This window comes from Methylobacterium sp. AC832 (assembly GCF_979256025.1).
Window position 1 is genome coordinate 785,607 of the sequence record NZ_CEEDMV010000001.1, and the last position, 26,080, is coordinate 811,686.

The 26,080-nt window shown below is 66.5% G+C and carries 28 protein-coding genes; 16 read left to right on the forward strand and 12 right to left on the reverse strand.

The window, feature by feature from the left end:
- Positions 1–151: 151 nt before the first annotated feature.
- The 6 genes from alr to rpsF form a co-directional block, all read right to left on the reverse strand.
- Positions 152–1,318, reverse strand: coding sequence for an alanine racemase (alr, locus tag AC0IXR_RS03690; RefSeq protein WP_471759780.1), 1,167 nt, complete (start codon positions 1,316–1,318; stop codon positions 152–154).
- Positions 1,319–1,584: 266 nt separating this feature from the next.
- Positions 1,585–3,072, reverse strand: coding sequence for a replicative DNA helicase (locus tag AC0IXR_RS03695; RefSeq protein WP_056254796.1), 1,488 nt, complete (start codon positions 3,070–3,072; stop codon positions 1,585–1,587).
- Positions 3,073–3,478: 406 nt separating this feature from the next.
- Complete coding sequence (rplI, locus tag AC0IXR_RS03700) at positions 3,479–4,042, reverse strand: 50S ribosomal protein L9 (protein ID WP_056140488.1); 564 nt, start codon at positions 4,040–4,042, stop codon at positions 3,479–3,481.
- A gap of 67 nt (positions 4,043–4,109) precedes the next feature.
- Positions 4,110–5,174 carry a hypothetical protein gene (locus AC0IXR_RS03705; protein WP_471759781.1) on the reverse strand — a complete coding sequence of 355 codons (1,065 nt, stop codon included), beginning with the start codon at positions 5,172–5,174 and terminating at the stop codon, positions 4,110–4,112.
- Between the two features lie 197 nt (positions 5,175–5,371).
- Entirely contained in the window at positions 5,372–5,659 is a 288-nt protein-coding gene (gene rpsR / locus AC0IXR_RS03710; RefSeq protein WP_056432380.1) for a 30S ribosomal protein S18, read from the reverse strand.
- 3 nt (positions 5,660–5,662) lie between these two features.
- The gene (gene rpsF / locus AC0IXR_RS03715) at positions 5,663–6,130 is read right to left on the reverse strand and encodes a 30S ribosomal protein S6 (protein ID WP_018045048.1); all 468 of its coding nucleotides are present in this window, start codon (positions 6,128–6,130) and stop codon (positions 5,663–5,665) included.
- A gap of 373 nt (positions 6,131–6,503) precedes the next feature.
- On the opposite strand from rpsF, the gene xoxF5 reads away from it, so the two are divergent.
- Entirely contained in the window at positions 6,504–8,273 is a 1,770-nt protein-coding gene (xoxF5, locus tag AC0IXR_RS03720) for a lanthanide-dependent methanol dehydrogenase XoxF5 (protein WP_471759782.1), read from the forward strand.
- Positions 8,274–8,277: 4 nt separating this feature from the next.
- Here xoxF5 and AC0IXR_RS03725 read toward each other — a convergent pair whose 3' ends face one another.
- From AC0IXR_RS03725 to AC0IXR_RS03735, 3 genes are all read right to left on the reverse strand, one after another.
- Positions 8,278–8,943, reverse strand: a complete 666-nt coding sequence (locus tag AC0IXR_RS03725; RefSeq protein WP_461220874.1) for an MgtC/SapB family protein — start codon at positions 8,941–8,943, stop codon at positions 8,278–8,280.
- A gap of 95 nt (positions 8,944–9,038) precedes the next feature.
- Positions 9,039–9,302, reverse strand: a complete 264-nt coding sequence (locus AC0IXR_RS03730) for a PepSY domain-containing protein (RefSeq protein ID WP_156467875.1) — start codon at positions 9,300–9,302, stop codon at positions 9,039–9,041.
- Positions 9,303–9,419: 117 nt separating this feature from the next.
- Positions 9,420–9,794 carry a PH domain-containing protein gene (locus AC0IXR_RS03735; protein WP_471759783.1) on the reverse strand — a complete coding sequence of 125 codons (375 nt, stop codon included), beginning with the start codon at positions 9,792–9,794 and terminating at the stop codon, positions 9,420–9,422.
- A 115-nt stretch (positions 9,795–9,909) separates the two neighbouring features.
- Between AC0IXR_RS03735 and AC0IXR_RS03740 the strand changes: the two genes are divergently transcribed.
- The 15 genes from AC0IXR_RS03740 (at position 9,910) to dxr (ending at position 23,426) form a co-directional block, all read left to right on the forward strand.
- The gene (locus tag AC0IXR_RS03740; RefSeq protein WP_471759784.1) at positions 9,910–10,677 is read left to right on the forward strand and encodes a pyridoxine 5'-phosphate synthase; all 768 of its coding nucleotides are present in this window, start codon (positions 9,910–9,912) and stop codon (positions 10,675–10,677) included.
- Positions 10,674–11,141 (forward strand): holo-ACP synthase, encoded by a 468-nt coding sequence (acpS, locus tag AC0IXR_RS03745; protein WP_056431542.1) that lies wholly within the window; start codon positions 10,674–10,676, stop codon positions 11,139–11,141. Before AC0IXR_RS03740 ends, acpS begins: the two co-directional genes overlap by 4 nt.
- A 60-nt stretch (positions 11,142–11,201) precedes the next feature.
- Positions 11,202–12,002 carry a signal peptidase I gene (gene lepB, locus AC0IXR_RS03750; protein ID WP_056431539.1) on the forward strand — a complete coding sequence of 267 codons (801 nt, stop codon included), beginning with the start codon at positions 11,202–11,204 and terminating at the stop codon, positions 12,000–12,002.
- 11 nt (positions 12,003–12,013) lie between these two features.
- On the forward strand, positions 12,014–12,826 hold the full coding sequence (rnc, locus tag AC0IXR_RS03755) for a ribonuclease III (RefSeq protein ID WP_056431536.1): 813 nt from the start codon (positions 12,014–12,016) through the stop codon (positions 12,824–12,826).
- A gap of 49 nt (positions 12,827–12,875) precedes the next feature.
- Positions 12,876–13,805: a GTPase Era gene (gene era, locus AC0IXR_RS03760; protein ID WP_156467881.1), complete on the forward strand. Its 930-nt coding sequence runs from the start codon at positions 12,876–12,878 to the stop codon at positions 13,803–13,805.
- A gap of 359 nt (positions 13,806–14,164) precedes the next feature.
- Positions 14,165–15,088, forward strand: coding sequence for a class I SAM-dependent methyltransferase (locus AC0IXR_RS03765; protein WP_471759785.1), 924 nt, complete (start codon positions 14,165–14,167; stop codon positions 15,086–15,088).
- Between the two features lie 31 nt (positions 15,089–15,119).
- The gene (locus AC0IXR_RS03770) at positions 15,120–15,869 is read left to right on the forward strand and encodes a pseudouridine synthase (protein ID WP_471759786.1); all 750 of its coding nucleotides are present in this window, start codon (positions 15,120–15,122) and stop codon (positions 15,867–15,869) included.
- 177 nt (positions 15,870–16,046) lie between these two features.
- A complete protein-coding gene (locus AC0IXR_RS03775) occupies positions 16,047–17,111 on the forward strand; it encodes a 30S ribosomal protein S2 (RefSeq protein ID WP_056431618.1) in 1,065 nt (354 codons plus the stop codon).
- Positions 17,112–17,230: 119 nt separating this feature from the next.
- On the forward strand, positions 17,231–18,154 hold the full coding sequence (tsf, locus tag AC0IXR_RS03780; protein ID WP_056431526.1) for a translation elongation factor Ts: 924 nt from the start codon (positions 17,231–17,233) through the stop codon (positions 18,152–18,154).
- 244 nt (positions 18,155–18,398) lie between these two features.
- Complete coding sequence (gene pyrH, locus AC0IXR_RS03785; protein ID WP_056431523.1) at positions 18,399–19,121, forward strand: UMP kinase; 723 nt, start codon at positions 18,399–18,401, stop codon at positions 19,119–19,121.
- Positions 19,122–19,288: 167 nt separating this feature from the next.
- Positions 19,289–19,768, forward strand: coding sequence for a BLUF domain-containing protein (locus tag AC0IXR_RS03790; protein WP_461229398.1), 480 nt, complete (start codon positions 19,289–19,291; stop codon positions 19,766–19,768).
- Between the two features lie 150 nt (positions 19,769–19,918).
- Complete coding sequence (gene frr / locus AC0IXR_RS03795) at positions 19,919–20,482, forward strand: ribosome recycling factor (RefSeq protein WP_056431517.1); 564 nt, start codon at positions 19,919–19,921, stop codon at positions 20,480–20,482.
- A gap of 49 nt (positions 20,483–20,531) precedes the next feature.
- Positions 20,532–21,377: an isoprenyl transferase gene (locus AC0IXR_RS03800; protein WP_471759788.1), complete on the forward strand. Its 846-nt coding sequence runs from the start codon at positions 20,532–20,534 to the stop codon at positions 21,375–21,377.
- Positions 21,377–22,243, forward strand: a complete 867-nt coding sequence (locus AC0IXR_RS03805) for a phosphatidate cytidylyltransferase (RefSeq protein ID WP_471759789.1) — start codon at positions 21,377–21,379, stop codon at positions 22,241–22,243. Before AC0IXR_RS03800 ends, AC0IXR_RS03805 begins: the two co-directional genes overlap by 1 nt.
- 13 nt (positions 22,244–22,256) lie before the next feature.
- Positions 22,257–23,426, forward strand: a complete 1,170-nt coding sequence (dxr, locus tag AC0IXR_RS03810) for a 1-deoxy-D-xylulose-5-phosphate reductoisomerase (protein ID WP_471759790.1) — start codon at positions 22,257–22,259, stop codon at positions 23,424–23,426.
- A 7-nt stretch (positions 23,427–23,433) separates the two neighbouring features.
- Here dxr and AC0IXR_RS03815 read toward each other — a convergent pair whose 3' ends face one another.
- The 3 genes from AC0IXR_RS03815 to AC0IXR_RS03825 form a co-directional block, all read right to left on the reverse strand.
- Positions 23,434–23,913, reverse strand: coding sequence for a DUF2269 family protein (locus AC0IXR_RS03815; RefSeq protein WP_471759791.1), 480 nt, complete (start codon positions 23,911–23,913; stop codon positions 23,434–23,436).
- 5 nt (positions 23,914–23,918) lie between these two features.
- Positions 23,919–25,217, reverse strand: a complete 1,299-nt coding sequence (locus tag AC0IXR_RS03820; RefSeq protein ID WP_471759792.1) for an SDR family oxidoreductase — start codon at positions 25,215–25,217, stop codon at positions 23,919–23,921.
- 90 nt (positions 25,218–25,307) lie between these two features.
- Entirely contained in the window at positions 25,308–25,964 is a 657-nt protein-coding gene (locus tag AC0IXR_RS03825; RefSeq protein WP_311275000.1) for a TetR/AcrR family transcriptional regulator, read from the reverse strand.
- Positions 25,965–26,080 lie beyond the last annotated feature (116 nt).

Below are 26,080 nucleotides of genomic sequence, written 5' to 3' on the forward strand. Positions count from 1 at the left end.
CCATCCAACCCGCGCCCTCATCCTGAGGTGACCGCGCCAGCGGGCCTCGAAGGAGACCTCCAGGGCCGGCGGCGCCATCTGGAGTTCTCCTTCGAGGCCTACGCTTCGCTTCGGCACCTCAGGATGAGGCGGTGGATTTGGAATCGCCGGATCAGTCGGTAGACTCTACATAACGACGAACATATCGTGAACCAAGGCCGGTCAGGATTTCGTAGCCGATGGTGCCGGCGGCGTGGCCTACATTGTCCACATCGAGGGAATCACCGATGAGAACCGCCGGTTCGCCGCGACGGGCCTCAGGCGCATCGGTGACGTCGAGGATGATGAGGTCCATGGAGATCAGGCCGACGATGGGGCAGGGCACCCCGCCGACGAGGGCATGGCCGCGACCGCTCGCCGAGCGCGGATACCCGTCGGCATAGCCGATGGAGAGGGTGGCGAGCCGTCGCGGACCGGGAGCGGTCCAGCGGGAATTGTAGCCGGCGCTGTCCCCCGTCTCCACGTCGCGGATCTGGGCGATCCGCGCTTCGAGGCGGACGACCGGCTGCATCGGGTTCGGGCGTCCCGGCATCGGGTTGCCGCCGAACAGGGCGTAGCCCGGCCGGAGCATGTCGTTCGCGATGCCTGCGCCGAGATAGCAACCGGAAGAATTGGCGAGCGAACCCGGAATGCCCGGAAAGGCGCGGCGTACCGTGTCGAACTCCTCGCATTGGCGTCGGTTGATCGCCTCGTCCGGCCGTTCGGCACTGACGAGATGGCTCATCAGCAGGTCGATCCCCGCCGCTGGGATGATCGGGTCTCCGGCGAGCGCCAGGGCTTCGGGGACTGTCAGGCCGAGGCGGTTCATACCCGTATCGATGTGAAGGGCCGCGGCGAGCGGCCGGCCCATCTCCGCCCCCAGAGCCGCCCATTCGTCGAGTTCCTCGCGCGATCCGAGGACTGGGCGCAGGGCGTGCGCGGCGAGGGTGGGGCCGCTGCCAGGAGCCAAGCCGTTGAGGACATAGATCGTCGCTTCCGGCAGGAGCGACCGCGCGGTGACTGCCTCGCTCGCATGGGCGACGAAGAACGTCCGGCAGCCGGCCTGCCACAGGACCGGTGCGACCACGGCCAAGCCGCAGCCATAGGCGTCGGCCTTCACCACGGCGGCGCAGGGGATATGCGGGGCCTGCGCGCCGAGCCGGCGCCAGTTCTCGGCGATGGCCGCGAGGTCGATGGTGAGGCGGGCGCCGTGGATGGCGGCCTCCGGATGAGCGATCGCCATTGCAGGATCTCGTTCGAGCGCGGTGATGGGGCAGTCTCCGCTGCCTGCAAATCTCATGTGAGGAACCGGAGTCTACCGTCTCTCGCAGGCTGGACCATAGAGTCGACGGTCTCTGTAGCGCCCTTCGCTCCTCAGGGCGGCGCTAAAGGATTTACATCCGCTCTTTCAAGCGGGCCGCGTCCATCTCAGCCTTGTGGCGAGAGGTTAGGAGCGGGGGTGATTGGGGGCCCCTCGATTGGCTGAGGCTAGGGGACCGATCCCCGCCTCCAACTCCTCCCCACAAGAAGGAAGAGGGTCACCCTCACTCGGCAGTATGGAACCGATTACATGCGCTCCGGCATCCGGTCTTCGCTGGCCAGATCCGAGAAGCGCGTGATGTTGGCGTCGAACTGCAGCTCCACCGTGCCGGTGGGGCCGTGGCGCTGCTTGCCGAGGATGACTTCGGCCTTGCCGTGGACGCGGTTCATCTCCGCCTCCCAGGCGAAGAATTCCTCGGTGCCTTCGCGCGGCTTCTTGTTGTTGACGTAATATTCCTCGCGGAACACAAACATCACCACGTCGGCGTCCTGCTCGATCGAGCCCGATTCGCGAAGGTCGGAGAGCTGCGGGCGCTTGTCGTCGCGGTTCTCCACCTGACGCGACAGCTGCGACAGGCCGATGATCGGCACCGCGAGTTCCTTGGCCAGCGCCTTCATGCCGGTGGTGATCTCGGTCATCTCCTGCACGCGGTTGTCGCTGCGCTTGCCCGAACCGGAGAGCAGCTGCAGATAGTCGATGATGAGAAGGTCGAGACCCTTCTGGCGCTTCAGGCGGCGGGCGCGGGCGGCGAGCTGCGCGATGGAGATGCCGCCGGTTTGGTCGATGTAGAACGGGATCGTCTGCATGTCCCGGGCGGCATCAGTGATCTTGTAGAAGTCCTCCGGCCGGATGTCGCCGCGGCGGATCTTGTAGGACGGCACGCCGGATTGCTCGGCGATGATACGGGTGGCCAGCTGCTCGGCCGACATTTCGAGGGAGAAGAACCCGACGATGCCGCCGTTCTTGGTCTCGATCCGCCCGTCGGGCTGCTTCTCGCCCCGATAGGCCTTGGCGACGTTGAAGGCGATGTTGGTCACCAGCGAAGTCTTGCCCATGGCCGGACGGCCGGCGAGGATGATCAAGTCGGAGGATTGCAGACCGCCCATCTTGGCGTCGAGATCCGACAGGCCGGTAGCGATGCCCGAGAGCTTGCCGTCGCGCTGGTAGGCCTTGGCGGCCATGTCCACGGCGGCAGTCAGCGCATCGGAGAATTTCTGGAAGCCGCCATCGTACTTGCCCGATTCGGCGAGCTCGTAGAGCCGGCGCTCGGTGCCCTCGATCTGGTCGCGGGGCGAGGATTCCACCGGTGCTTCGTAGGCACCGTTGACCAGATCCTCGCCGATGGTGATCAGCCGGCGGCGAATGGCGAGATCGTAGATGGTGCGGCCGTAATCACCCGCATTGATGACGGTGGTCGCCTCGGCCGCGAGGCGGGCGAGATACTGCATCACCGTCTGGCCGCCGAGATCGGCGTCACCGAGATAGGTCTTGAGCGTGATCGGGGTCGCGAGCTTGCCGACCTTGATCAGCGAGGCGGCGACCTCGAAGATCTTGCGGTGGACATCCTCCATGAAATGCTCGGGCAGGAGGAAGTCCGAGATCCGGTAATAGGCGTCGTTGTTGACGAGAATGGCGCCGAGCAGCGCCTGTTCCGCATCGATGTTGTGAGGCGCGACGCGGAACTCCTGCGTGACGCTCTGTAGGTTTGCCGTCAGGGCGTTGGGCAGGGCCATGGGCTGACTCGAGGCTCCGACTTCTTCGACACCGCGCGGCGATTCCGTCGCCGCATCATTCCGCTACCGCACGACCATGGCCCAGGCATGGTTAGCCGAACCTTAGCCGATTCGCGCGACGCGCCTTTCGCGCCACCCTCTCACCTCATCCTGAGGTGCCCGCTTCAGCGGGCCTCGAAGGAGGGCTCCAGAACCCACCGCGCGAACTGGAGGCCTCCTTCGAGGCCTCCGCTGCGCTCCGGCACCTCAGGATGAGGTGGCCGGGTGGGATGGAGTGCGCCCGGATTGCGACACGAAAAACGCCTGCCACCCCTTTCGGGATGACAGGCGCCATGCTGGAACAAATCGGGAACCAGTCAACCCCTTCGGGCGACGATCCCCGTTCTCCACCGGTCGTGGATGCAGCTTACTCGCGGTCGTCGCCGGCCTCGGCGAGAGCGGCGCCGACTTCGAGGCCGAGGTCGTCGAGGTTGAACGCCTCACGCTCGGTGGTCGATTCGCCGCGGGCCTGACGCTCGGCCTCTTCCGGCGAACGGGCGACGTTGACGGTGACGGTCACCTCGACCTCGGGGTGCAGCACCACCGGCACGTTGTGCAGGCCCAGCGTCTTGATCGGCTGGTTGAGGGCGAACTGATCGCGGCCGACGGTGAAGCCCTCAGCGGTGACGACTTCGGCGAGATCGCGGGTGGAGACCGAACCGTAGAGCACGCCGGTCTCGCCCGACTGACGGATCAGCACGAAGCTCTTGCCCTCGAGGGTCTCGGCGACGGACTGGGCCTCGGTCTTGCGCTCCAGGTTGCGGGCTTCGAGCTGCGCGCGCTGGGTCTCGAAGTGCTTCTTGTTGCCGGCGGTGGCGCGCAGGGCCTTGCCGCGGGCGAGAAGGAAGTTGCGGGCGTAGCCCGGCTTCACGTTCACGGTCTCGCCCATCTGGCCGAGTTTGGCGACGCGCTCGAGGAGGATGACTTCCATGATCTTGGTCCTTGCTGGGGTTGGGTGTGTCGAGAGAGATCCGGCCGCGTGACGCGGGAGACGGGCCTCAGGTTCGTCCGGCGTCCTCCTTGGGACGGCGCCGGTTGAAGGCGGTGTCGGCGAGGCCGAACAGCGTCAGGGCGAAAAGGGCGACGCCCTGCGTGAAGAACAGGATCAGATAGAGCCCGAACAGGAGGGCCATGCGTCCGGGCCGGCCACGGCTGCGGTCGTGGAAGGCGGCGAGGCCCTGCATGGCGAAGGCGGCGGTCAGCGCACCGATGAGGCAAACGCCGAGGACGCCTGGATAGCCGGGCACCAGGGCCAGCACGAAGGCCGCTCCCAGGATGCCGAGGACGGAGCGCGGCATCGCGGTTGAGGGGATGTCGGGCCAGGGCCGAGGCAGGCGGCCGGAAATGCGCACGATCCGGCCCGCGGCCCAGAGATAGAAGGTGAGCAGCACGGCAAGACCCTGCGTCGCCAGTCCGGGGGCGATCGTCGCCAGGGCATCTGCCACAGCGTTCTGCTGCTCGGTACCGGGTTCGGCGGAGGGCGCCGTCTTCGTATCCGATTCCGCCTGGGTCGCGGGTGACTCTGTGGGCGTGGGACTCTCGGAGGCCGAGGGATTCCCCGTCGTCGAAGGGGTTCCTGCAGGTGCAGCGGCGGGGGGCGTCGCACTGGTCTTGCCCTGCATCGTCACCAGCGTGCGCGTCATCCCGCGCAACTGGGTCTGGAAGGTCTCGAAGTTCGGCGACGCGATGACCGCGATGGCGACGAAGGCGAGCCCGGCCGTGCCGGCGGTCCAGGCGAGAAGCCGCCCGGTCGGGTACCATTCCATGGTGCCGTCGGCATTCGGGCGGCCGAGCAGGGCGAGATAGGCCAGCCACCAGGCCGGCAGCGCCAGATAGGCGAGGAAGCCGAGGCCGAGGAAGGGCTGCAGGAAGGAGAGTGCGATGGCGCCCGTGATCGCAGCGACGAGGGCTGCCTTGTGGCTCCAGCCGAGGCCCACGATCAGGATCGGGAGCGGGGCGAGCAGATAGAGAACGATCGACAGCAAAGTGCCCTTCAGCAGGACGCCGAAGAGGAGTGCGGAGACGAGGCCCGCGCCGATGCCGATACCGAGAAACTGTGTCATCGATCCCGCTGTCCCGCTGTCCCGGAAAAGGGCAGGGTTAGAGGCGTTTCATTTCGCCCCAACGACGTCCGGCAGCGCGCATGCGGCCGATACGAAGAATGTTTCCGCCGACTTGTGGCAGCGGAAGTGAAGATTCTGCGCCGCCGCGCGGGCGGCGGGCGTCCTGGCCCGGATCGAACCGAGCCAGGACGATGGTCTTACTTGATCACGTAGGGGAGGAAGCCGAGGAAGCGGGCGCGCTTGATCGCCTGGGCGAGTTCACGCTGCTTCTTGGCCGACACCGCCGTGATGCGCGACGGCACGATCTTGCCGCGCTCGGAGACGTAGCGCGACAGGAGCTTGACGTCCTTGTAGTCGATCTTGGGAGCGTTCGCGCCCGAGAACGGGCAGGTCTTGCGACGACGGAAGAAGGGACGACGTCCGCCGCCCGCACCACCACCACCACCAGCGGCAGGAGCCGCACCAGGTCCAGCACCGAAACCCATGGCTTAGTTCTCCCCGCCGAAGCTGCGCTCGGGACGGTCGCCGCGATCACCGCGGTCGCCACGATCCCGGTCGCCACCGAATCCACCACCACCGAAGCCTTCGTCGTCACGACGACGGCCGCGCTCACGATCCTTGCGGTCGTCGCGGTCACGCTTCTGCATCATCGCCGACGGCTCGGACTCTAGCTCTTCGACGCGGACGGTCATGAAGCGCAGGACGTCCTCGGAGATCTGCATCTGGCGCTCCATCTCGGCGAGAGCCGCCGGGGGGGCGTCGACGTTGAGGAGCGTGAAATGCGCCTTGCGGTTCTTCTTGATGCGGTAGGCGAGGGACTTCACGCCCCACATCTCGATCTTCTCGACCTTGCCGCCATTGGCTTCGATGACGCCCTTGTAGGTCTCGACCATGGTCTCGACCTGCTGGGCCGTCACGTCCTGGCGCGCCAGGAAGACGTGTTCGTAGAGAGGCATAACGGGCCCTTCATAGCAAAAGGGGCCCGACGGCACGGATGTGCGGATGTCGATCGTCGGGCCGGTTCAACGCGTTTCACCCGGCGCCAAGCCCTTCGAGCCGTTTGAAGGCCCGAGCGGTTGATCGAAGGCGGAGACACGGGACGATGGAGCGAACTCCGCATGCCGGACAAGCCGGCACCGTCCGTTCAGCCCCCAGCCGGAGCGAACGCGAGCTGCGGCGCATAGACGAGTTCGGGCGGGATGGCAAGGATGACGGTACACAGGATCGCCCCGATCCCAGCGGCAAGGAAGCCCGCGAATCGATCCGCATCCGGTGATAGAGGAGCCGCCGGAACGCGCATGCCATCTTCGAGGATCGCCGATGTCAGCTATGAAACGAGCCGCGGCCCTCCTGCTCTGTCTCATTGCGTCCGGCCCGGCCATCGCCGACGAGCCCGTGCTGCAGACGGTCGATTACGCCAATACGCGCTATTCGAAGCTCGACCAGATCAATGCCAGCAACGTGAAGCAGCTGCAGGTGGCCTGGACGTTCTCGACCGGTGTCCTGCGCGGCCACGAAGGCTCGCCGCTCGTCATCGGCAACATGATGTACGTGCACACCCCCTTCCCGAACATCGTCTACGCCCTCGACCTCGACAAGGACGGCGTGATCGTCTGGAAGTACGAGCCCAAGCAGGACCCGAGCGTCATCCCGGTGATGTGCTGTGACACGGTCAACCGTGGCCTGGCCTATGCCGACGGCGCGATCATCCTGCACCAGGCCGACACCACCGTCGTCTCGCTCGACGCCAAGTCCGGCAAGGTGAACTGGTCCGTCGTCAACGGCGACCCCAAGAAGGGTGAGACCAACACCGCGACGGTTCTGCCGGTCAAGGACAAGATCATCGTCGGCATTTCCGGCGGCGAGTTCGGCGTGAACTGCCACGTCACCGCCTACGACTCGAAGTCGGGCAAGAAGGTGTGGCGCGGCTACTCGCAGGGCCCCGATGCCGACATGATCATGGACCCGGAGAAGACGACGTCTCTCGGCAAGCCGGTCGGCAAGGATTCCTCGCTGAAGACCTGGGAAGGCGATCAGTGGAAGACGGGCGGCGGCTGCACCTGGGGCTGGTTCTCCTACGATCCCAAGCTCGACCTGATGTATTACGGCTCGGGCAACCCCTCGACCTGGAACCCCAAGCAGCGTCCGGGCGACAACAAGTGGTCGATGACCATCTGGGCGCGTAACCCCGACACGGGTGCGGCCAAGTGGGTCTACCAGATGACCCCGCACGACGAGTGGGATTACGACGGCATCAACGAGATGATCCTCACGGATCAGAAGATCGACGGTCGGACACGTCCGCTCCTCACCCACTTCGATCGTAACGGCTTCGGCTACACGTTGGATCGGAGCACCGGCGAATTGCTGGTGGCGGAAAAATTCGATCCGGTGGTGAACTGGGCTTCCAAGGTCGACATGGACAAGGGCTCCAAGACCTACGGTCGTCCCCTGGTCGATCCGCGCTACTCACCGGAGGCCAAGGGTGAGGACGAGACCACCGTGGGGATCTGCCCCGGTGCCATCGGCGCCAAGAACGAGCAGCCCGCCGCCTATTCGCCCGACACGCACCTGTTCTACGTGCCCACAAACCACATCTGCATGAGCTACGAGCCGTTCCAGGTGAGCTACACCCCCGGCATTCCCTATGTCGGCGCCACTGTCACTCTCCAGCCGCATGAGAGCGGCCCGGAGACCGGGCGTTTCATCGCCTGGGACGGCACCGGGGGAAAGATCGTCTGGTCGAACACCGAGCCGTTCTCGGTCTGGTCAGGCGCCCTCGCCACGGCCGGCGACGTGGTGTTCTACGGAACGCTGGAAGGATACCTGAAGGCCGTCGATGCGCGAACGGGCCGCGAACTCTACCGGTTCAAGACGCCGTCGGGCATCATCGGCAACGTGACGACCTACCTCCATCGCGGCAGGCAATACGTCGCCGTGCTCTCGGGCGTCGGCGGCTGGGCCGGTATCGGGCTCGCCGCCGGCCTCACCGATCCGGCGGACGGCGCCGGCGCAGTGGGCGGCTATGCCGGCCTGTCGCGCTACACCGCACTGGGCGGCCAGCTCATGGTCTTCGCCCTGCCCGAATCGCGGGACTGACGTCTCACGAGACGCTCGTCACGCCCTCGCGTGCCCGGAGCGCGGTCACGATCTCGTCGAAGCTCTTATCCGGGATATGCACGTAGGACACCTCGATCGTATCGATCCCGTCCTCCTCCGTCGGCTGCGCCACGAATTGTACGAGGCGGGAGGCGAAGGGGCTGGACATCGTTCGCAGGGACTCGATGGTGATCACCCCGCGCTTGGCCGTGATGGTGAGGGTCCGCGTCTGCGCCCGCTCGCGGTAGCGCTTCTCCAGGGGCTTCATCCCAGCGAGGATCAGCAGCACGATGACGGTCGTAGCGGTCGCCGCCACATAGAGGCCGGTTCCTGCAGCGAGGCCGATGGCGGCCACGGCCCAGAGCCCGGCCGCCGTGGTGAGACCCTTCACCATCTCCCCGCGCAGCATGATCGTGCCGGCGCCGAGGAAGCCGATGCCGGATACGACCTGCGCCGCCATGCGGGAGGGATCGAGGTTGACGTTCGGGGTGCCGAGGATGTCGGAAAAGCCGAAGGCCGAGACGATGACGATCAGGCAGGAGCCGACGCAGACGAGCATATGCGTCCGCATACCCGCCGCCCAGACGTGGCGCTCACGCTCGAAACCCACGGCGCTGCCGAGCAGCGCCGCGAGGAGGAGACGGCCCAGGATCTCGAAATTGCCGATCACGCGCTGTCCATCCGCTCAGAGCCAGTCGGTCGCTCCTAAGCAGAGACAAGGACGGCGACAATCCTGCCGCCGTCCCTATTCACCTGTCGTAAGACCTATTTGTCGGGCTTCTCGGAGATGATCGCGCCGGTTTTCGGATCGGCGTGGAATTCCATCTTCACGCCGTTCTTCATGCCCTCGCCCTCCCAATGGCCGTCATCCGCCTCGAACTCGGTGATGTCGGTATAGCCGGCCGCCATCAGCTTCTGCTTGACCTGCTCGGCCGGCATCCAGTCCGCGCCGGGCTTGTCGGCAAGGGCAATGCCGGTGGATCCGGCGGTCAGGAGAAGTGCGAGGAGTGCGGGTTTCAGGGCTCTCATGGGTTCCTCCGGGGTTTCTTCTGTGCGGTTTTGTTTGCCGTCTAAGGGCAAACACCCACACGGGTTTTCCGGTTCCGGAGAAGAATCGCCTGAGGGAGAGGTCACCCGAGGGAGGAATCACCTGAGGGAGGCGGCGATGGCCTGCTGGATGCCGAGGATGTCGGCGCCGCGCTTGAGCGTCTTCCGGATCGGCTCGGGCCGTCCCGAGACCCAGATCGCCAGTTCCGAATCGAAGTCGAAACTGCCCGCCGTTTCCACCGAGAAACAGGTGATCGCCCGGTAGGGCACGGTCATGTAGTTGACTTTGCGCCCGGTCATCCCCTGCTTGTCCACCAGGATCAGCCGCCGGTCGGTGAAGACGATGAGGTCGCGGATCACCCGGAACGCCACCTGCACCGTCTCGCCCTGGGTGAGAACGCCGCCGAGCGCCTCGTGCACCTCCTGCGGGGAGAGGTCGCTGCCATGGCCGAAGAGCCCGTCGAGAATTCCCATTGCGCCGCCTATCCCGAAAATGCCGCCTGACCCCTATCTAGGGACGAAACGGCCGTGCGCATCGCCTGCCGGTCGTCCTTCGTCGCGGGAAGCGCCTGCCGTCCGGAGTTACCTGATGTCCGCCAAAGCACCTGTTCCCCTTCGCCTCGGCGTGAACATCGACCACGTCGCCACCGTGCGTAACGCTCGCGGCGGCATCCATCCCGATCCCGTCGCTGCCGCCCTACTGGCCGTCGAAGCCGGGGCGGACGGCATCACCGCGCATCTGCGCGAGGACCGCCGGCATATCCGCGACGCCGATATCGAGGCGCTGATGGCGCGGCTCTCGGTGCCGCTCAATTTCGAGATGGCGGCCACCGACGAGATGGTGGGGATCGCCACCCACCTGCGGCCGCACGCCTCCTGCCTCGTTCCAGAGAAGCGCGAAGAGCGCACCACCGAGGGCGGCCTCGACATCGTCGGACAGGCGGCCCATCTCGCGCCCCGGATCGCCGCCCTGTCGAGTGCCGGGATCCGCGTTTCGCTGTTCGTCGAGCCCGACGAGGCGGTGATGGACGCGGCGCTCCGCCTGGAGGCGCCGGTGGTCGAGCTTCATACGGGAAGCTATTGCGAAGCGGTCGCCGAGGGCGACGGCGCACGGGTCGCGCATGAGCTTGCCCGCATCGCGCGGGCCGCCGCCTATGGCTCCGGAATCGGCCTCGAAGTCCATGCGGGTCATGGTCTCGCTCTCGACAGCGTCGGTCCGGTGGCGGCCCTGCCGCAACTCGCCGAGCTCAATATCGGCCACTCGCTCATCGGCGAGGCGATCTTTCACGGGCTGGGTCAGGCGATCCGCGACATGCGCGCCGCCATGGGTCGGGCCCGGACGGGGATCGCGGCATGATCGTCGGCATCGGCTCGGACCTCTGCGACATCCGCCGGATCGAACGGTCCCTCGAGCGCTACGGCGAGCGCTTCACCCATCGGGTCTATACCGATGGCGAGCGTGCCAAGTCGGACCGTCGCGCCGCCCGCGCACCGTCCTATGCGAGGCGCTTCGCCGCCAAGGAGGCCTGTGCCAAGGCGCTCGGCACCGGCATGAGCCACGGTGTTTTCTGGCGCGACATGGAGGTGGTGAGCCTGCCGGGAGGGGCACCGACCCTGCGCCTCACCGGGGGCGCTGCGGAGCGTTTGAGGGCACTGATTCCCGCCGGGCACACGGCCAAGATCCACGTGACGCTCACCGACGATCCGCCCATGGCGCAAGCATTCGTGATCATCGAGGCCTTGCCCTCCTCGCTGCCGTCCCCGATGGCGGATGCTGAGCCGGCCACTGCTCGCGTTGCGGCTCCCGACGGCATGGTCTAGACCGCCGGTCATCACCGACAGTCGATCGGGTTCGCGCGTCGAGCCGGAGATTGCAGACAGATGGAACGAGCGCGCGTGGATCACCAGACGAAGCGAGACCTGAGGGCGGCCGATACGGGCGCCTGGGCGAGCATCAAGGAAACGGTCAAGGTCGGCGTCCAGGCGCTGCTGATCGCCCTCGTTGTGCGCACGCTGCTCTTCCAGCCATTCAACATTCCTTCGGGATCGCTGGTTCCGACGCTTCTCGTGGGCGACTACCTGTTCGTGTCCAAGTACTCCTACGGATATTCCAAATACTCGCTGCCCTTGAGCGAGTACCTGCCGTTCAAGGCCGATGGCCGGATCTGGGCGGCCGAGCCCAAGCGCGGCGACATCGCCGTATTCAAACTGCCGAAGGACAATGCCACCGACTACATCAAGCGCGTCATCGGCCTGCCCGGCGATAAAATCCAGATGAAGGCCGGCATTCTCTACATCAACGATGTGGCGGTGAAGCGTGAGCGCATCGCCCCCTACGAGACCACCGGTCCGTACGGCGAGGAAACGAAGGTCGAGCAATATACCGAGACCCTGCCGAACGGCGTGGTGCATCAGGTGATCGAGCGCGAGGGCGATAACGGCTACTGGGACAACACCGAGCCCTATCTCGTGCCGCCGGGCCGTTACTTCATGATGGGCGACAACCGCGACAATTCCACGGATTCGCGCGACCTCGCCAATGTCGGCTTCGTCCCGTTCGAGAATTTCGTCGGCCGCGCCGAGATGATCTTCTTCTCCATCGACGAGGGCACCCCGGCCTGGCAGATTTGGCAATGGCCGGCGAAGGTGCGGTGGGGCCGCATCTTCAGCAGCATCCATTAGGACGATCGACCGTGAGTGAGGAGACGCGTCCTTCCAGCCGGGCGCGTCGCGCACCGCGACCCAAGCCCGGCCTGAACGTGCTCGAAGAGCGGATCGGCCACGTCTTCGCCGACCGTAGCCTTCTGTCGCTGGCCCTGACCCATGTCAGCAAGGCCGGCGGTGGCGGACGGGTGGGAAGCTACCAGCGCCTCGAATTTCTCGGAGACCGGGTGCTCGGCCTCGCCATCGCCGATCTCCTCTACGAAGCCTTCCCGCAGGCCGATGAAGGCGACCTGTCGCGGCGTCTCGCCGGGCTCGTGCGCCGGGAGACCTGTGCCTCGGTCGCCACGGCCTGGGATGTCGGGCCCCATCTCGCCCTCGGCCCGGGGGAGATCCAGAGCGGCGGCCGCCGCAACCAGACGATCCTGGCCGATGCCTGCGAATCGATCCTCGGCGCGGTTTTCCTCGACGCCGGATACGAGACGGCGAAGGCCATCGTGGCCACGGCTTTCGCGCCCGGCACCGACACGGCGGCACCGCGCGGACGCGACGCGAAATCTGCCTTGCAGGAATGGGCGATGGGGCGCGCCCTGCCGATCCCGGTCTACGACGTCGTGGAGCGGTCCGGCCCGGACCACGCCCCCGTCTTCAGGATCGCCGCGCGTGTCGAGGGCCTCGAGCCCGGATACGGCACCGGCCCCTCGAAACGCCTCGCCGAGCAGGAGGCCGCCCGCCTCGTGCTCGAGCGCGAGGTTCACGGCACGGGCCCTCAGGCCGGCGTCACCCCACGGAACGGAATGGAGACGTCGGCGGACGTCGGTGAAGAAAGCGACTCCGATGCCTGACGACCACAACGATTTCGACGACGAAGACGACCTGCCCCGGCAGGCCCCGATGCCCGAGATCAAGCCGCTGCCGGTCATCCCGGCCGATTCGAGCGCGGGCTTCGTCGCCCTGATCGGCGTACCCAATGCCGGCAAGTCGACCCTGCTCAACAGCCTCGTGGGCACCAAGGTCTCCATCGTCTCGCGCAAGGTCCAGACGACCCGGGCACTCGTGCGCGGCATCGTCATGGAGGGCAGTGCCCAGATCATCCTGGTGGACACGCCCGGCATCTTCGCGCCCAAGCGCCGCCTCGACCGGGCGATGGTCCATTCCGCCTGGAGCGGTGCCGCCGATGCCGACGCGGTCTGCCTGCTGGTCGATGCCCGCAAGGGCGTCACCGAGGAGGTCGAGGCGATCCTCGCCCGTCTGCCCGAGGTGCGCCAACCCAAGGCCCTGATCCTCAACAAGATCGACCTGATCCCGCGCGACCGGCTGCTGGCCCTGGCCGCCTCGCTCAACGAGCGCATCGCCTTCGCGCATACGTTCATGATCTCCGCGCTCAACGGCGACGGCATCGATACGCTGAGGAAGACCCTGGCCGGGATGATGCAGCCCGGCCCCTGGCTCTACCCAGAGGATCAGGTGTCGGACGCTCCGCTCCGGATGCTCGCCGCCGAGATCACGCGCGAGAAGCTCTATGACCGGCTCCACGAGGAGCTGCCCTACCGCTCCACCGTCGAGACCGACCAATGGGTGGTGAAGACCGATGGTTCGGTGCGGATCGAGCAGACGATCTTCGTGGAGCGCGAGAGCCAGCGCTCCATCGTGCTCGGCAAGGGCGGCCAGACCATCAAGGCGATCGGGCAGGCGGCCCGACGCGAGATCGCCGAGGCGGCCGATCAACCCGTCCACCTGTTCCTGCATGTGAAGGTGCGCGAGAACTGGGCCGATGATCCGGCACGCTATCGGGAGATGGGTCTCGAATTCCCGCGCGGATAGGTGATGGGCTGGTGCGTCACGATACGGTTCGAGGTATCCAGAGCCGTTTCGTGCTGCATTGCCGCATAACTTGCAGTAACGTTCCGCACAGCGTCGCCGTTTTTGAAACGCAGGTTAAAGAACGAGGCCTGTTTGGGATGTTTGTGCATAGAAGAGCTTGGCAATGACTTGACACGGTGTTGCCAACCGATTCGCTCGATTTTGTAAATTTATTGGATCTGGCGAAGATAACCTTTTCTTCGGGGCCATCGCCGGCTACCAATCGCGAAGCCGGACTCGATTCCGAGTCGTGGCGCCCAATATCCTTCCTCTTAACGCCCAACTCTCGAGGCGCGCGCGCTGTCGCGCCGGATCCATGAATGATGCCTGCTCCCACCGTCCCGGATGCTGTCTATGGGTCTCCTCCTCCCGAATTGGCCGACGTGTCCGCAGGGGCGGCCCAACTCTCGCCGCTGATCCCCGGTTCTGTCCGCCTCGAGGACATCGCCGAGGGTAGCCTCGAGAGCGTGACCATGCTGGCCCCGGCGGGGACGATCGAGCGTCGCTATGCCTTGTCCCTATCTTTGCGCGCCTTGCGTCCGGGTGGGCGCCTGCGCGCGCTTGCGCCGAAGGATAAGGGTGGGGCCCGTCTCGGCCGCGAGCTCAAGGAGTTCGGCTGTGAGCCGGCGGAGACGGCCAAGCGGCATCATCGGATTTGCGAGGTCGCCCGACCCACCGCGATCATCGACCTCGACGAGGTGATCCAGGAAGGCGCGCCGCGCCACATCGATAATCTCGCTCTGTGCACGCAGCCCGGCGTCTTCTCCTGGGACCGGCTCGACCCGGGCACCGCTTTGCTCCTGGCCAACCTGCCGTCGCTTTCGGGCCGGGGGGCGGATTTCGGCTGCGGGATCGGCGTCCTTGCCCGCGCCGTCCTGGCCTCCCAGGGCGTGACCGCGCTGACCCTCATCGACATCGACCGGCGCGCCGTGGAGATGGCCCGCCACAATGTCGGTGACCCGCGCGCGGATATCCGCTGGGCCGATATCCGTTCGGCCGACGTGGTGCTGGAGCGCCTAGACTTCGTCGTCATGAACCCTCCCTTCCACGATGGCGGGATCGAGGACCGTTTCCTCGGCGAGGTCTTCATCCGCCGCGCCGCCGAGACCTTGAGGCCCGGCGGCACGCTCTGGCTTACCGCCAACGCGCATCTGCCCTACGAGGCGCCGCTGAACGCCGCCTTCAGGAACGTCACGCTCAAGGCCTCGGCCGGCGGCTACAAGATCTACGAAGCGCGCAAGTGAAACCACGGAACTTGGAAGTGAGCACCGGTCGTTGAGCAAGAGCCCGAGCCTCAGGCTCGATCGCCTGCTGGCGAATCTCGGATATGGCTCGCGCAGGGAGATCGGCCTTCTCGCCAAGGCCGGCCTCGTCGTGCTCGACGGTGCGCCGCTGCGCGATGCCAGTCAGCGCATCACCGCGACGCCTGATCTGTCACAGCGCATGGTCGTGGATGGCGATCCCCTGGATCCGCCGCCGGGCCTCGTCCTGATGATGAACAAGCCGCTCGGCGTGACCTGCTCCCACAAGGAGGCCGGTCCCCTCGTCTATGGGCTCCTTCCCGAGCGCTGGCGCCGGCGTGACCCGGCCCTCTCCACCATCGGCCGCCTCGACAAGGAGACTTCGGGTCTCCTGTTGCTCACCGATGACGGGCCGTTCCTGCACAAGGTGATCTCGCCGAAATCGAAGGTCGCCAAGCACTACCGCGTCGCCCTCGACCGTCCGCTCAAGGGCGACGAGGTCATGGTGCTGGGAAGCGGATCGATGCTGCTCGAAGGAGAGGACAAGCCCCTCCTGCCGGTGGAGATGGAGGTGGAGGACGAGACCCATGTGGTCGTGACCCTTCACGAGGGCCGCTATCATCAGGTCCGCCGCATGTTCGCGGCGCTCGGCAACCATGTCACCGCCCTGCATCGAGACCGGATCGGCGGCTTGACACTGCCGGCCGACCTGGAAGCCGGAGCGTACCGCATCCTCAGCGAGGCGGATGTCGCGGCCTTGTTCGGCGAGGCGCCGGCTGCCTGATTCGATACCTGCGATGTCCTTCGCATAGCCTTGCCTCGGCGGATATCCTCTGCTAAGGCCCCGCCCATTCCACACGCGGAGCCGGCCTCATGCCTGAATGAGGCGTTTCCGGTGATCGTCCCTTTCGAGGGTCGGTCGCTTCCTCCGCGGCGGCATCAACCGGAAGAGAAAACGATCATGGCCGTTGATTTCACGATGCGTCAGCTCCTCGAAGCGGGCGCCCATTTCGGACACCAGTCCCACCGCTGGAACCCGAAGATGCAGACCTACATCTTCGGTACCCGCAACAACATCCACATCATCGATCTCGCCCAGACCGTGCCGGCCCTCCACCAGGCCCTGCAGGCCGTGAGCGACACCGTCGCCAAGGGCGGCCGTGTGCTGTTCGTCGGCACCAAGCGTCAGGCCGCCGACACGATCGCGGAAGCCGCCAAGCGTTCGGCCCAGTACTACGTCAATTCCCGCTGGCTCGGCGGCATGCTGACCAACTGGAAGACCATTTCGGGCTCGATCGCCCGTCTGCGCAAGGTCGACGAGACCCTCGAAGGTGGTGGCCAGGGCCTCACCAAGAAAGAGCGCCTGATGCTGTCCCGTGAGAAGGACAAGCTCGAGAAGGCTCTCGGCGGCATCAAGGACATGGGCGGCGTGCCCGACCTGCTGTTCGTGATCGACACCAACAAGGAGCAGCTCGCGATCAAGGAGGCCCAGCGCCTCGGGATCCCGGTGGCGGCCATCGTCGACACCAACTGCAACCCTGACGGCATCACTTACGTCGTTCCCGCCAACGACGATGCCGGCCGCGCGATCTCGCTCTATTGCGACCTCATCGCCCGCGCCGCCATCGACGGTATCTCCCGCGGCCAGGGCTCCAGCGGCATCGACCTCGGTGCCTCCGAGGCTCCGACTGCCGAAGAGCTTCCCGAGGAAGAGGCTGCTCTCTCGGTCGAGTCCGGCGCTCTCGATCCGGCCGACGTGGCCGCTCTGGTGGAATCCACCGAGCATTTCGAACTGCTCTCGGCTCCCCGCGGCGCTCCAGACGACCTGTCCAAGCTCCATGGCGCCGGACCGCAGATCGTCCAGAAGCTCAACGATGCCGGCGTCTACCATTACTGGCAGATCGCAGCGATGACCGATGCCGAGGTCGCCAAGGTCGATGCCGATCTGAAGCTCAACGGCCGCATCAGCCGCGATGGCTGGGTCGACCAGGCCCGTGGCTTCGCCGAGGCTGCTGCCGCCGCCTGATCGCCCAGGCATCCCGGTGACGGGATGCCGCCGATGACGTCGAACCAATCCACGAAGCCCGGCGCTCCTAGCGCCGGGCTCCTTTATCATTTGAGACAGACCCGAAGAGAGGACTCGCCATGGCCAACATCACCGCCGCATTGGTGAAAGAGCTCCGCGAAAAGACCGGCGCGGGCATGATGGACTGCAAGGGCGCGCTGAACGAGACGGATGGCGACATCGAAGCCGCCGTCGACTGGCTGCGCAAGAAGGGCTTGGCCAAGGCCGCCAAGAAGGCCGGCCGCGTCGCCGCCGAGGGCCTCGTGGCCGTCGAATCGTCGGGCCATCACGCCGCCATCGTCGAAGTGAATTCCGAGACCGACTTCGTTGCGCGTAACGACAGCTTCCAGGCCTTCGCCCGCGAAGCCGCCAAGCTCGCCCTCGACACCGATGGTTCGCTCGAAGGCCTCGAGGCCGCTCACTTCCCCGGTGGTTCGACCACGGTCAAGGAGTCGCTCTCCAGCCTCATCGCCACGATCGGCGAGAACATGACCCTGCGCCGCGTGGCCAAGCTCGACGTGACCAAGGGCGTGATCGCATCCTACGTCCACGCTCAGGTCGCCGACGGCCTCGGCAAGATCGGCGTGCTGGTCGCGCTCGAATCCGAAGGCGACGTGGAGGTTCTCTCCACCCTCGGCCGTCAGATCGCCATGCATGTCGCCGCGACGAACCCGGTGGCGCTGGATGCCGCTGGCGTCGATCAGGCCGTGCTCGAGCGCGAGAGCAACATCCTGCGCGAGAAGAATGCCGGCAAGCCGGACCACGTCCTCGCCAAGATCGTCGAGAGCGGCCTGAAGAGCTACTACAAGGAGGTCACTCTCCTGGAGCAGCCCTTCGTGCATGATGGCTCCAAGACGATCACGCAGGTGCTGAAGGAAGCCGAGGGTAAGGCCGGCGCGCCGGTGAAGCTCACCGCTTTCGTGCGCTACGCGCTCGGCGAGGGCATCGAGAAGGAAGAGGCTCCCGATTTCGCCACCGAAGTCGCGGCTGCCGCGCGCGGCTGACGCCGCCATCCTTCTGGATCGACAACTGTTTCCTGGAACGGGCGGTGGCAGCGATGCCGCCGCCCGTTCCGCGTTTTCCGACCATCGATTCCGCCTCGTCTCTCCACAGGCCCGGCGACCGATCCCCGAGATGACATACTAAGACGGTCCTGCCCCTCGACCTTCGCGACCGCCTTGCGATAGACAGCGGGCGCTTCCGATTGAATCGTTCGGCCTTGCGCCGGTGCTTGAGGGGACTGGCGCCATGCCGGAGACCAAACCGTTTCGCCGCGTCCTCGTGAAGCTGTCGGGCGAGGCCCTGGCCGCCCCGGACGGGTACTGGCTGCATCCCCCGCTCCTGGCGGCCCTGGCGGACGATATCGCCAAGACCCTGGAGGCCGGCTTTCAGGTCGCTCTCGTGGTCGGGGGCGGTAACATGATCCGGGGCGCGCGCATCTCGTCGGCGGGGTGGATCGATCGCGCCACCGGCGACTCGCTGGGCATGATCGCCACGGTGATGAACTCCCTCGCCCTTGAGACGGCCCTCAATGCCGCCGGCGTGCCCGCCCGGACGATGTCCGCGGTGTCGATGCCGACGATCTGCGAGACCTATGCGCGCCAACCGGCTCTGCACCATCTCGACAAGGGCCAGGTGGTCGTCCTCGCCGGGGGCACCGGCAACCCGTATTTCACCACCGACACCGCCGCCGTTCTCCGCGCGGCCGAGCTGCGCTGCGGCGCCGTGCTCAAGGCGACCCAGGTCGATGGCGTCTATTCGGCCGATCCGAAGAAAGATCCCTCGGCGGTGCGCTACGACCGCCTGACCCATGACGATGCCATCGCGCGCGACCTCAAGATCATGGATACCGCCGCCTTCGCGCTGGCCCGCGAGAGCCGCATCTCCATCGTCGTCGGCTCTGTTCATGCCCCGAGTTCGGTCACCGCGATCCTCACGGGGAACGCTCCTTCGACGCACGTCGTGCCCTGACGACATAGTATCTCAAGTATCGGGTTCGTCGTTGCGAGTTGATGCGCAGCGGCCCCCCAGTTGCTCGCTCGATTTCGGCATCAGGGTTTCTTGAGGATTTTCGCTCTTCCTGTGAAAGGGAACGCCTGCCGCCTGCCCGATGCGGCTGCCGAGCATAGTCGATGCCCTTGTCGCAGTTCGTTTTCTACAGCCGGAATCTCGTCAAGCTGACGGGTGGTTCGATGCGTGACATGGTCAGGGACATCCTGGCCTCCTGCAACCGCTACGATCATGCGTCGGGCATGACGGGCGCCCTCGTGTTCAACGAGGATTTCTTCCTCCAGGCCATGGAGGGCGAGACGTCGACGATCTCGGAGCAGCTCTGGGCGCTGGCGGCGGACAGCCGTCACAGCGGCATGGTTCTCGTCTCTGCCGTTCCATTACAGCAGCGTGCGTTGCGGGGATGGATGGTCGGTTATGCAGGCCGCTCGGAGGCCCTCAACGCCCTCTATCTCCAATACGGTCCCACTGCGAAGTTCGACCCTACGGAGATGTCGGCGGGAGCCATCATCGCGCTGCTCCAGGCGTTCACGGAGCTCGATGCAAACCATTTCGTCCAGCGCTCCGGCCCGCCGGGACTAGCGGAGAGGAAGCCGGTCGCGCGATAGGCAGATCGCGAAGCCGCCTCGCATGGTCGATTTGATCCGCCGCGCGCGCGAACGCCATTTGCGACCTGTCGGATTTTGGTTCATTGAGGCCGCACGCACGGGCCCCGGCGGCCCAAGGCCTTTTCTCTCATTCTCGTCGGGACACACAGTATGGCGACCCCAGAGTTCGACCTGAACGATATCAAGCGCCGGATGCAGGGCGCCGTCAGCGCGCTGTCGAAGGATCTCGGTTCCCTGCGCACCGGACGCGCGACCCCGAGCATTCTCGACCCGATCAATGTCGATGCCTATGGGTCGTCCATGCCGATGGCCCAGGTCGCCACGGTGAGCGTGCCCGAGCCGCGCCTTCTGTCGATCTCGGTCTGGGACCGCAGCATGGTCGCCGCCGTGGAGAAGGCGATTCGTGAATCCGATCTCGGCCTGAACCCTCAGACCGAGGGTCAGACCATCCGCCTGCGCGTTCCGGAGATGAACGAGCAGCGCCGCAAGGAAATGGTCAAGGTCGCTCACAAATATACCGAGGAGGCCCGCGTCGCGGTCCGCCACGTCCGCCGCGATGCGCTCGATCATCTCAAGAAGCTCGAGAAGGAAAGCGCCATCAGCGAGGACGACGAGAAGCGTCAGGCCACCGAAGTGCAGAAGGTGACCGACCAGCACATCGCTGACATCGACGGCGTTCTCGCCTCCAAGGAAAAGGAAATCATGCAGGTCTAAGTTGTGGACAGGTATGGAATCGACGGAATCAGGGACGGGGAGAAGCGCGTTGGGTCGCTCAGAGGGCGCGCGTCAGATCGAGGTATCTGCGGCCGGGGATAGGGACACCGCCAGCGTCGCGGTCGGCCTCGCCTCGCGCGATACCGAGACTTCGGGGTCAGGCCCGTCTTCCGTCACCCGTCCGGCGGCGCCCGCTCATGTCGCCATCATCATGGATGGCAACGGCCGCTGGGCTGCGCGCCGTGGTCTTCCGCGGGTGGAGGGGCATCGCCGCGGCGTCGAGGCGGTGCGCCGCGCGGTCCGCTCCGCGATCGAACTCGGCGTCTCCTATCTGACGATCTACAGCTTCTCCTCCGAGAACTGGCGCCGGCCGCCGGCCGAAATCGCCGATCTCATGGGCCTGCTGAAGCTGTTCGTGCGCCGCGACCTCGCCGAGCTCCACGGCAACAACGTGCGCGTCAAGATCATCGGCGCCCGCGAGGGCCTGAGCACCGATATCGCCGCGCTGCTCGACGAGGCCGAGTCGCGGACCCGCGGCAATACCGGCCTCACCTTGGTGATCGCCTTCAATTACGGCGGGCGCCAGGAGATCCTGCGGGCGGTCCGGACCCTGGCCCAGGCAGTGGCCGACGGGCGGATGAGCCCGGCCGAGATCGGCCTCGAGGCCATCGCCCAAGCCCTCGACACCACCGGCATCCCCGATCCCGACCTCGTCATCCGGACCTCGGGCGAGCAGCGTTTGTCGAACTTCCTCACATGGCAGACGGCCTACGCCGAATACGTGATCGTGCCGGAATTCTGGCCGGATTTCGATCACGCCTGCTTCCATGCGGCCATCGATGAGTATCATCGCCGTGATCGCCGCTTCGGTGGCCTCAGCGGCAAGGCCGGGTGATGGCCTCGCCCGGCGACGCGGCATCCGCGCCGAGGCGCGGCCCCCTCGGCGGCCGCGAATTCCAGCTTCGCACGGCGTCCGCCATCGTACTGGCGACCATCGTGCTGACCACGCTGTTCCTCGGCGGCTGGGCCTTCGCCGCCATCTGGCTCATCGCCGGTATCGTCTTCGCGGGCGAATGGATCACAATCAGCCGGATCGCGCCGCTCAGGCCTACCGTTGCGATTACGGGCCTGGGGCTGTTCGCCCTCGCCCTCTGCCTGCGCCTGGATGCTCCGGCACTGGTCTGGCTCGCGGTCGCGGTTCTGACCCTCGTTGCCCTCGTCGTGATCGTCCGGGATTCGGGCGGACGGGGCCGCGTCTTGATCGGCTTCCTCAGTGCCGCGGTGCTGGCCCTGGTTCCCCCGGCTTTGCGTGACGACCCGGCCATCGGCATCTTCGGGCCGGCCTGGATGTTCGCCGTGGTCTGGTCCACCGACATCGTCGCCTACATCACCGGTCGGACCTTCGGCGGGCCGAAGCTGATGCCGTCGGTGAGCCCCAAGAAGACGTGGTCCGGCTCACTCGGCGGTCTCGCGGCGGGCATCGCCGCCGGCACCCTGCTGGTGATGGCCGCGCGCTCGCAGGGGTGGAGCAGTCTGGCGAACGCACCCCTCGTCGCGGTCGCCATTACCAGCGCCCTCGCGTCCATCCTGAGCCAGGCCGGCGACCTCGCCGAATCGGGGCTCAAGCGGCATTACGGCGTGAAGGATTCGGGCCGTTCGATCCCGGGCCATGGCGGTGTCATGGATCGGCTCGACGGCTTCTTCGCCGTGGCCGTGCTCGCCGGCCTTTATCTCGTTGCCCACCGCTTGGCGGTGGTCTGAAGGAATCGATCCGTTGACCCATACCGTCACCATCCTCGGCGCCACCGGGTCCATCGGTCGTTCCACCACCGACCTGCTGGCGCAGCATCCCGAGCGCTTCCGGATCGGCGCCCTCGTCGGTGGCCGCGATGCCGCCGCTTTGGCAAAGCTCGCCCGTGAGATCGGCGCGGATTTCGCCGCGCTCGCCGACGAGAGCCAGGGACCCGCCCTGCGCGAGGCGCTGTCCGGCACCGGCATCGCCAACGGGGCAGGCGACAGCGCCGTCCTCGAAGCCGTGGCTCGTGATGCCGACATCGTCGTGGCTGCGGTGAGCGGTGCGGCGGGCCTGCGCCCGACCCATGCGGCCCTGCGCCTCGGACGTACCGTCGCCCTCGCCAACAAGGAGAGCCTCGTCTGCGCCGGCGACGCCTTCATGCGCGATGCCGCGCGGTTCAAGGCGACGCTGCTGCCGGTCGATTCCGAGCACAATGCCCTGGCCCAGGCGCTCGGGAACGGTCGCGTCTCGGACGTGACCAAGATGACCATCACGGCTTCCGGCGGCCCGTTCCGCACTTGGACGAAGGAACGCATCGCCGCGGCTTCGCCCACCGAGGCGGCGGCTCATCCGACCTGGTCGATGGGCATGAAGATCAACATCGATTCGGCCTCGCTGATGAACAAGGGCCTCGAACTCATCGAGGCGCATCACCTGTTCGCGATCGAGGCCGAGCGCCTCGACGTGATCGTGCATCCGCAATCGATCGTGCACGGCCTCATCACCTGGCGCGACGGCGCCGTGACGGCGGGCCTCGCCATGCCGGACATGCGCGTTCCCATCGCCCATTGTCTCGGCCTCGGCGACCGCCTGACCATCGAGCGGGGACGCTCCCTCGATCTCGCCGCCGTCGGCAGCCTCACCTTCGAGGCGGCGGACGAGGCGCGTTTCCCCTGCCTGCGCATCGCACGCGCCGCGCTCGCGGAGGGCGGCGCCGCCCCGACAGTGATGAACGCCGCCAACGAGATCGCGGTGGCCGCCTTCATCCGCGGCGAGATCGGCTTCTACGGCATCGCCGAACTGGTGGAGCGGGCCTGCGAGCATTTCGCCCTCGAGTATCGCAGCGCGCCGGCCGACGTGGACGAGGCTCTGGCCATCGACGCCCATGTCCGCGCCTGGAGCGCCAAGGCGCTCCCATCGGCCGCCTGAGGTCCGCTCAAAACAGGGCGAATCGCGGTTTCGCCGTCATCAGCCAGACGATGGCGAGCATGGCGGCGAAGGCGGGAAAACCGCAGGCGAACCAGATCCGGTACAGCCTGTGATAGCGCGGCGGCAGGGGCATTCCAAATGCCGCCGCGGCCCCGGCGAGATCGCGCAGGGTCATCTGGATCCTGACGACCGGCAGCCAGAACAAGCCGATGACGACGTAGAGAATCAGCGATAGGGCGATCCATCCCTCCGAGAGGGGCCAGCCCACCGCGCGCGCCAGGAGCCAGCCCGTCACCGGTTGGATGAACGCCGCCGTCGCCGTGAAGAGCAGGTCGGCGACGACCACCGTCCCCGCCACATGGGCGATCAGGTCGGGCCGCCCCGTGCGGTGCGCCATCGTCATGAAGAAGGCGATGCCGGTTCCGGTGCCGAGCAGGATCGTCGCGCCGATGACGTGCAGCCAGCGCAGGAGATCGACGTACTCCATCGGGGTCAGCGCTCGTCGGCCAGCGCATAGGCCACGAGGGCCAGCATCGCTCCCGGCAGGGTCTTGAGATAGGCGCCCAGGGGATCGAGCCAGAGGCCGGCGGCGATGGCCGAGCCGAAGAAGAGGTAGACTCCAGTCATCGCCACCATGCCGAGGGCGGCGAGCGGCATGGTGCGCCTGACAAGGATCGCTCCCCCCAGCGCCAGGTCGACGAGGATTCCGGCGAGCACCGTGACACGCGCGGTCGCCGCATCGATGCCGTGGGCGGTCATCGCCGCCATGGCGGCGTCGAGATGCGTCAGGGCAATCAGGCCTGAGAGCAGCCAGAACAGCGAAAGCGTGGCGAGGATGGCCGGCTTCAGCAGCCAGAGCCGGCTGAACCAACGTTCCTGCACCCCGAATGGCATCCGGCGAAGGCTGTCCGACAGCGAGGAAAGCGGAGCCTTGGTGACCTGCATCCAGACGGTCGGGTCCCCGCTCACGCCGGCCTCGATCTGGATCAACGCCGTGGTGCGGATGGGCGTCCGCCAGCCGAGACGGCCGACGAGGTCCCCGATGCGGAACCCGAGGCGAAGGAGCGGGGAGGGCATCGGCAGCGCGAATGCGGCGGTGGGGCGTCCAAGCCGGGCGCGAAAGGCCGCGACGATCTCCGCGAGGGAGTGGCCCCGCTCCTCGACGAGGTCGTAGCTCGCGCGCGGACCGATCCGGCCCTCGACCGCGAGCAGGACCGCCTCCGCCACATCGTCCACATGGACGGTCTGGATCGGCTGCAGATCGGACATACCGGTGAAGGCGACCGGGAGCGATGCCAACGCACGGATGAGGCCGGTCGCCCCGTACGAGATCGGCGACAGGACCAGTCCCGGTCTCAGGATCACCCAATCGAGATCGAGGGAGGCCAGGCTCGAATCGGCTTCCGCCTTGCTGCGCATGAATTCGGTGGCGGCGTTCAGAGCGGCTCCCGCCGCCGAGACCTGGACGACGCGCACGATACCCAGCTGACGGCAACGGGCAAACAGGGCGCACATGGCGGTCGCCTGAAGAGCGCGGACATCGTCGCGCGGGCCGTCCTGCAGGGCGCCCGCGCAATTCACCACGGCATCGATGCCCCGCAGCGTGTCGCTCCAATCCTCCGGCGCGACGAGCCGGGCGATGTCGTGCTCGATCCAATCTGCTTCGGGACGGTGCAGGCGCGCCGCCCGGACGTCTCGCCCGAGACCCGTTACCGCATGCCCGGCGGCGAGGCAGCGGGAGACCACGGCCGAGCCGATGAGGCCGTAGCCTCCGAGAACCAGGATTCGCATAAGGGGTGACCTGCCGTTCCGGTCGCGTCGCGGGCCGACCTTGCCCGGATCGCCTGAATCAAGCGTGACCTCTCGTCATGCGGCGGGTCGTCAATCCTCGGGTCCATAGGCCGCGAAGAACACACGGATGGCTTCGGTCACGCGGGTCCCGATTTCGGCTTCGGTCACCGGACCGCCCGCGGCGAAGAGCAGGCGCGTGAGCAAGCCCGCCTGGCACAGATGCAGGAAGTGCTTGGCCGCGAGTTCCGTATCGGCGTGGCGCAGGCGGCCCGCCACGACATGACGGTCGAGATAGGCGGTGAGCCTCGCGACGCCCTGCGCCGGTCCCGCTTCGTAGAAGGCCTGGCCGAAGCGTGGAAACTTCTCTGTCGCGCCGATCACCATGCGGATGATCGCCACGTGGTCCGGGCGTATCATGTGGACGAGGTAGCTCTGCCCCAGGCGGGTGAGCGCGCCGCGTACATCCGGATCGTCGGCATCGAACTGGAACAGAGCCTCGGCGAGGCAGCGCTTTTCCTCCAGCGTCAGGGCCTCGAACAGAGCCTCCTTGCTGTCGAAATAGACGTAGAGCGTGCCTTTCGAGACGCCGGCCGCCTTCGCGATCTCGCCCATGCTGGCACCGTCGAAACCAGAGGCCATGAAGACCGAGCGTGCGCCGTCGAGGATCTGCCGACGTTTATCCGTCTCCGGCGCGGAGCGGGTGCTCGCCTTCTCGACCGTCGGGCGCTCTGCCTGGACTGCACTCACCGCTCACCCCAATTGACCGAACCGTTCAGTCATCATACCTAAGGGGAACTCGCGGCGTCGGTCAACCTGATGCCGAATGACCGAACGGTTCGGTCAATTCGTTGATCCCGGGATCA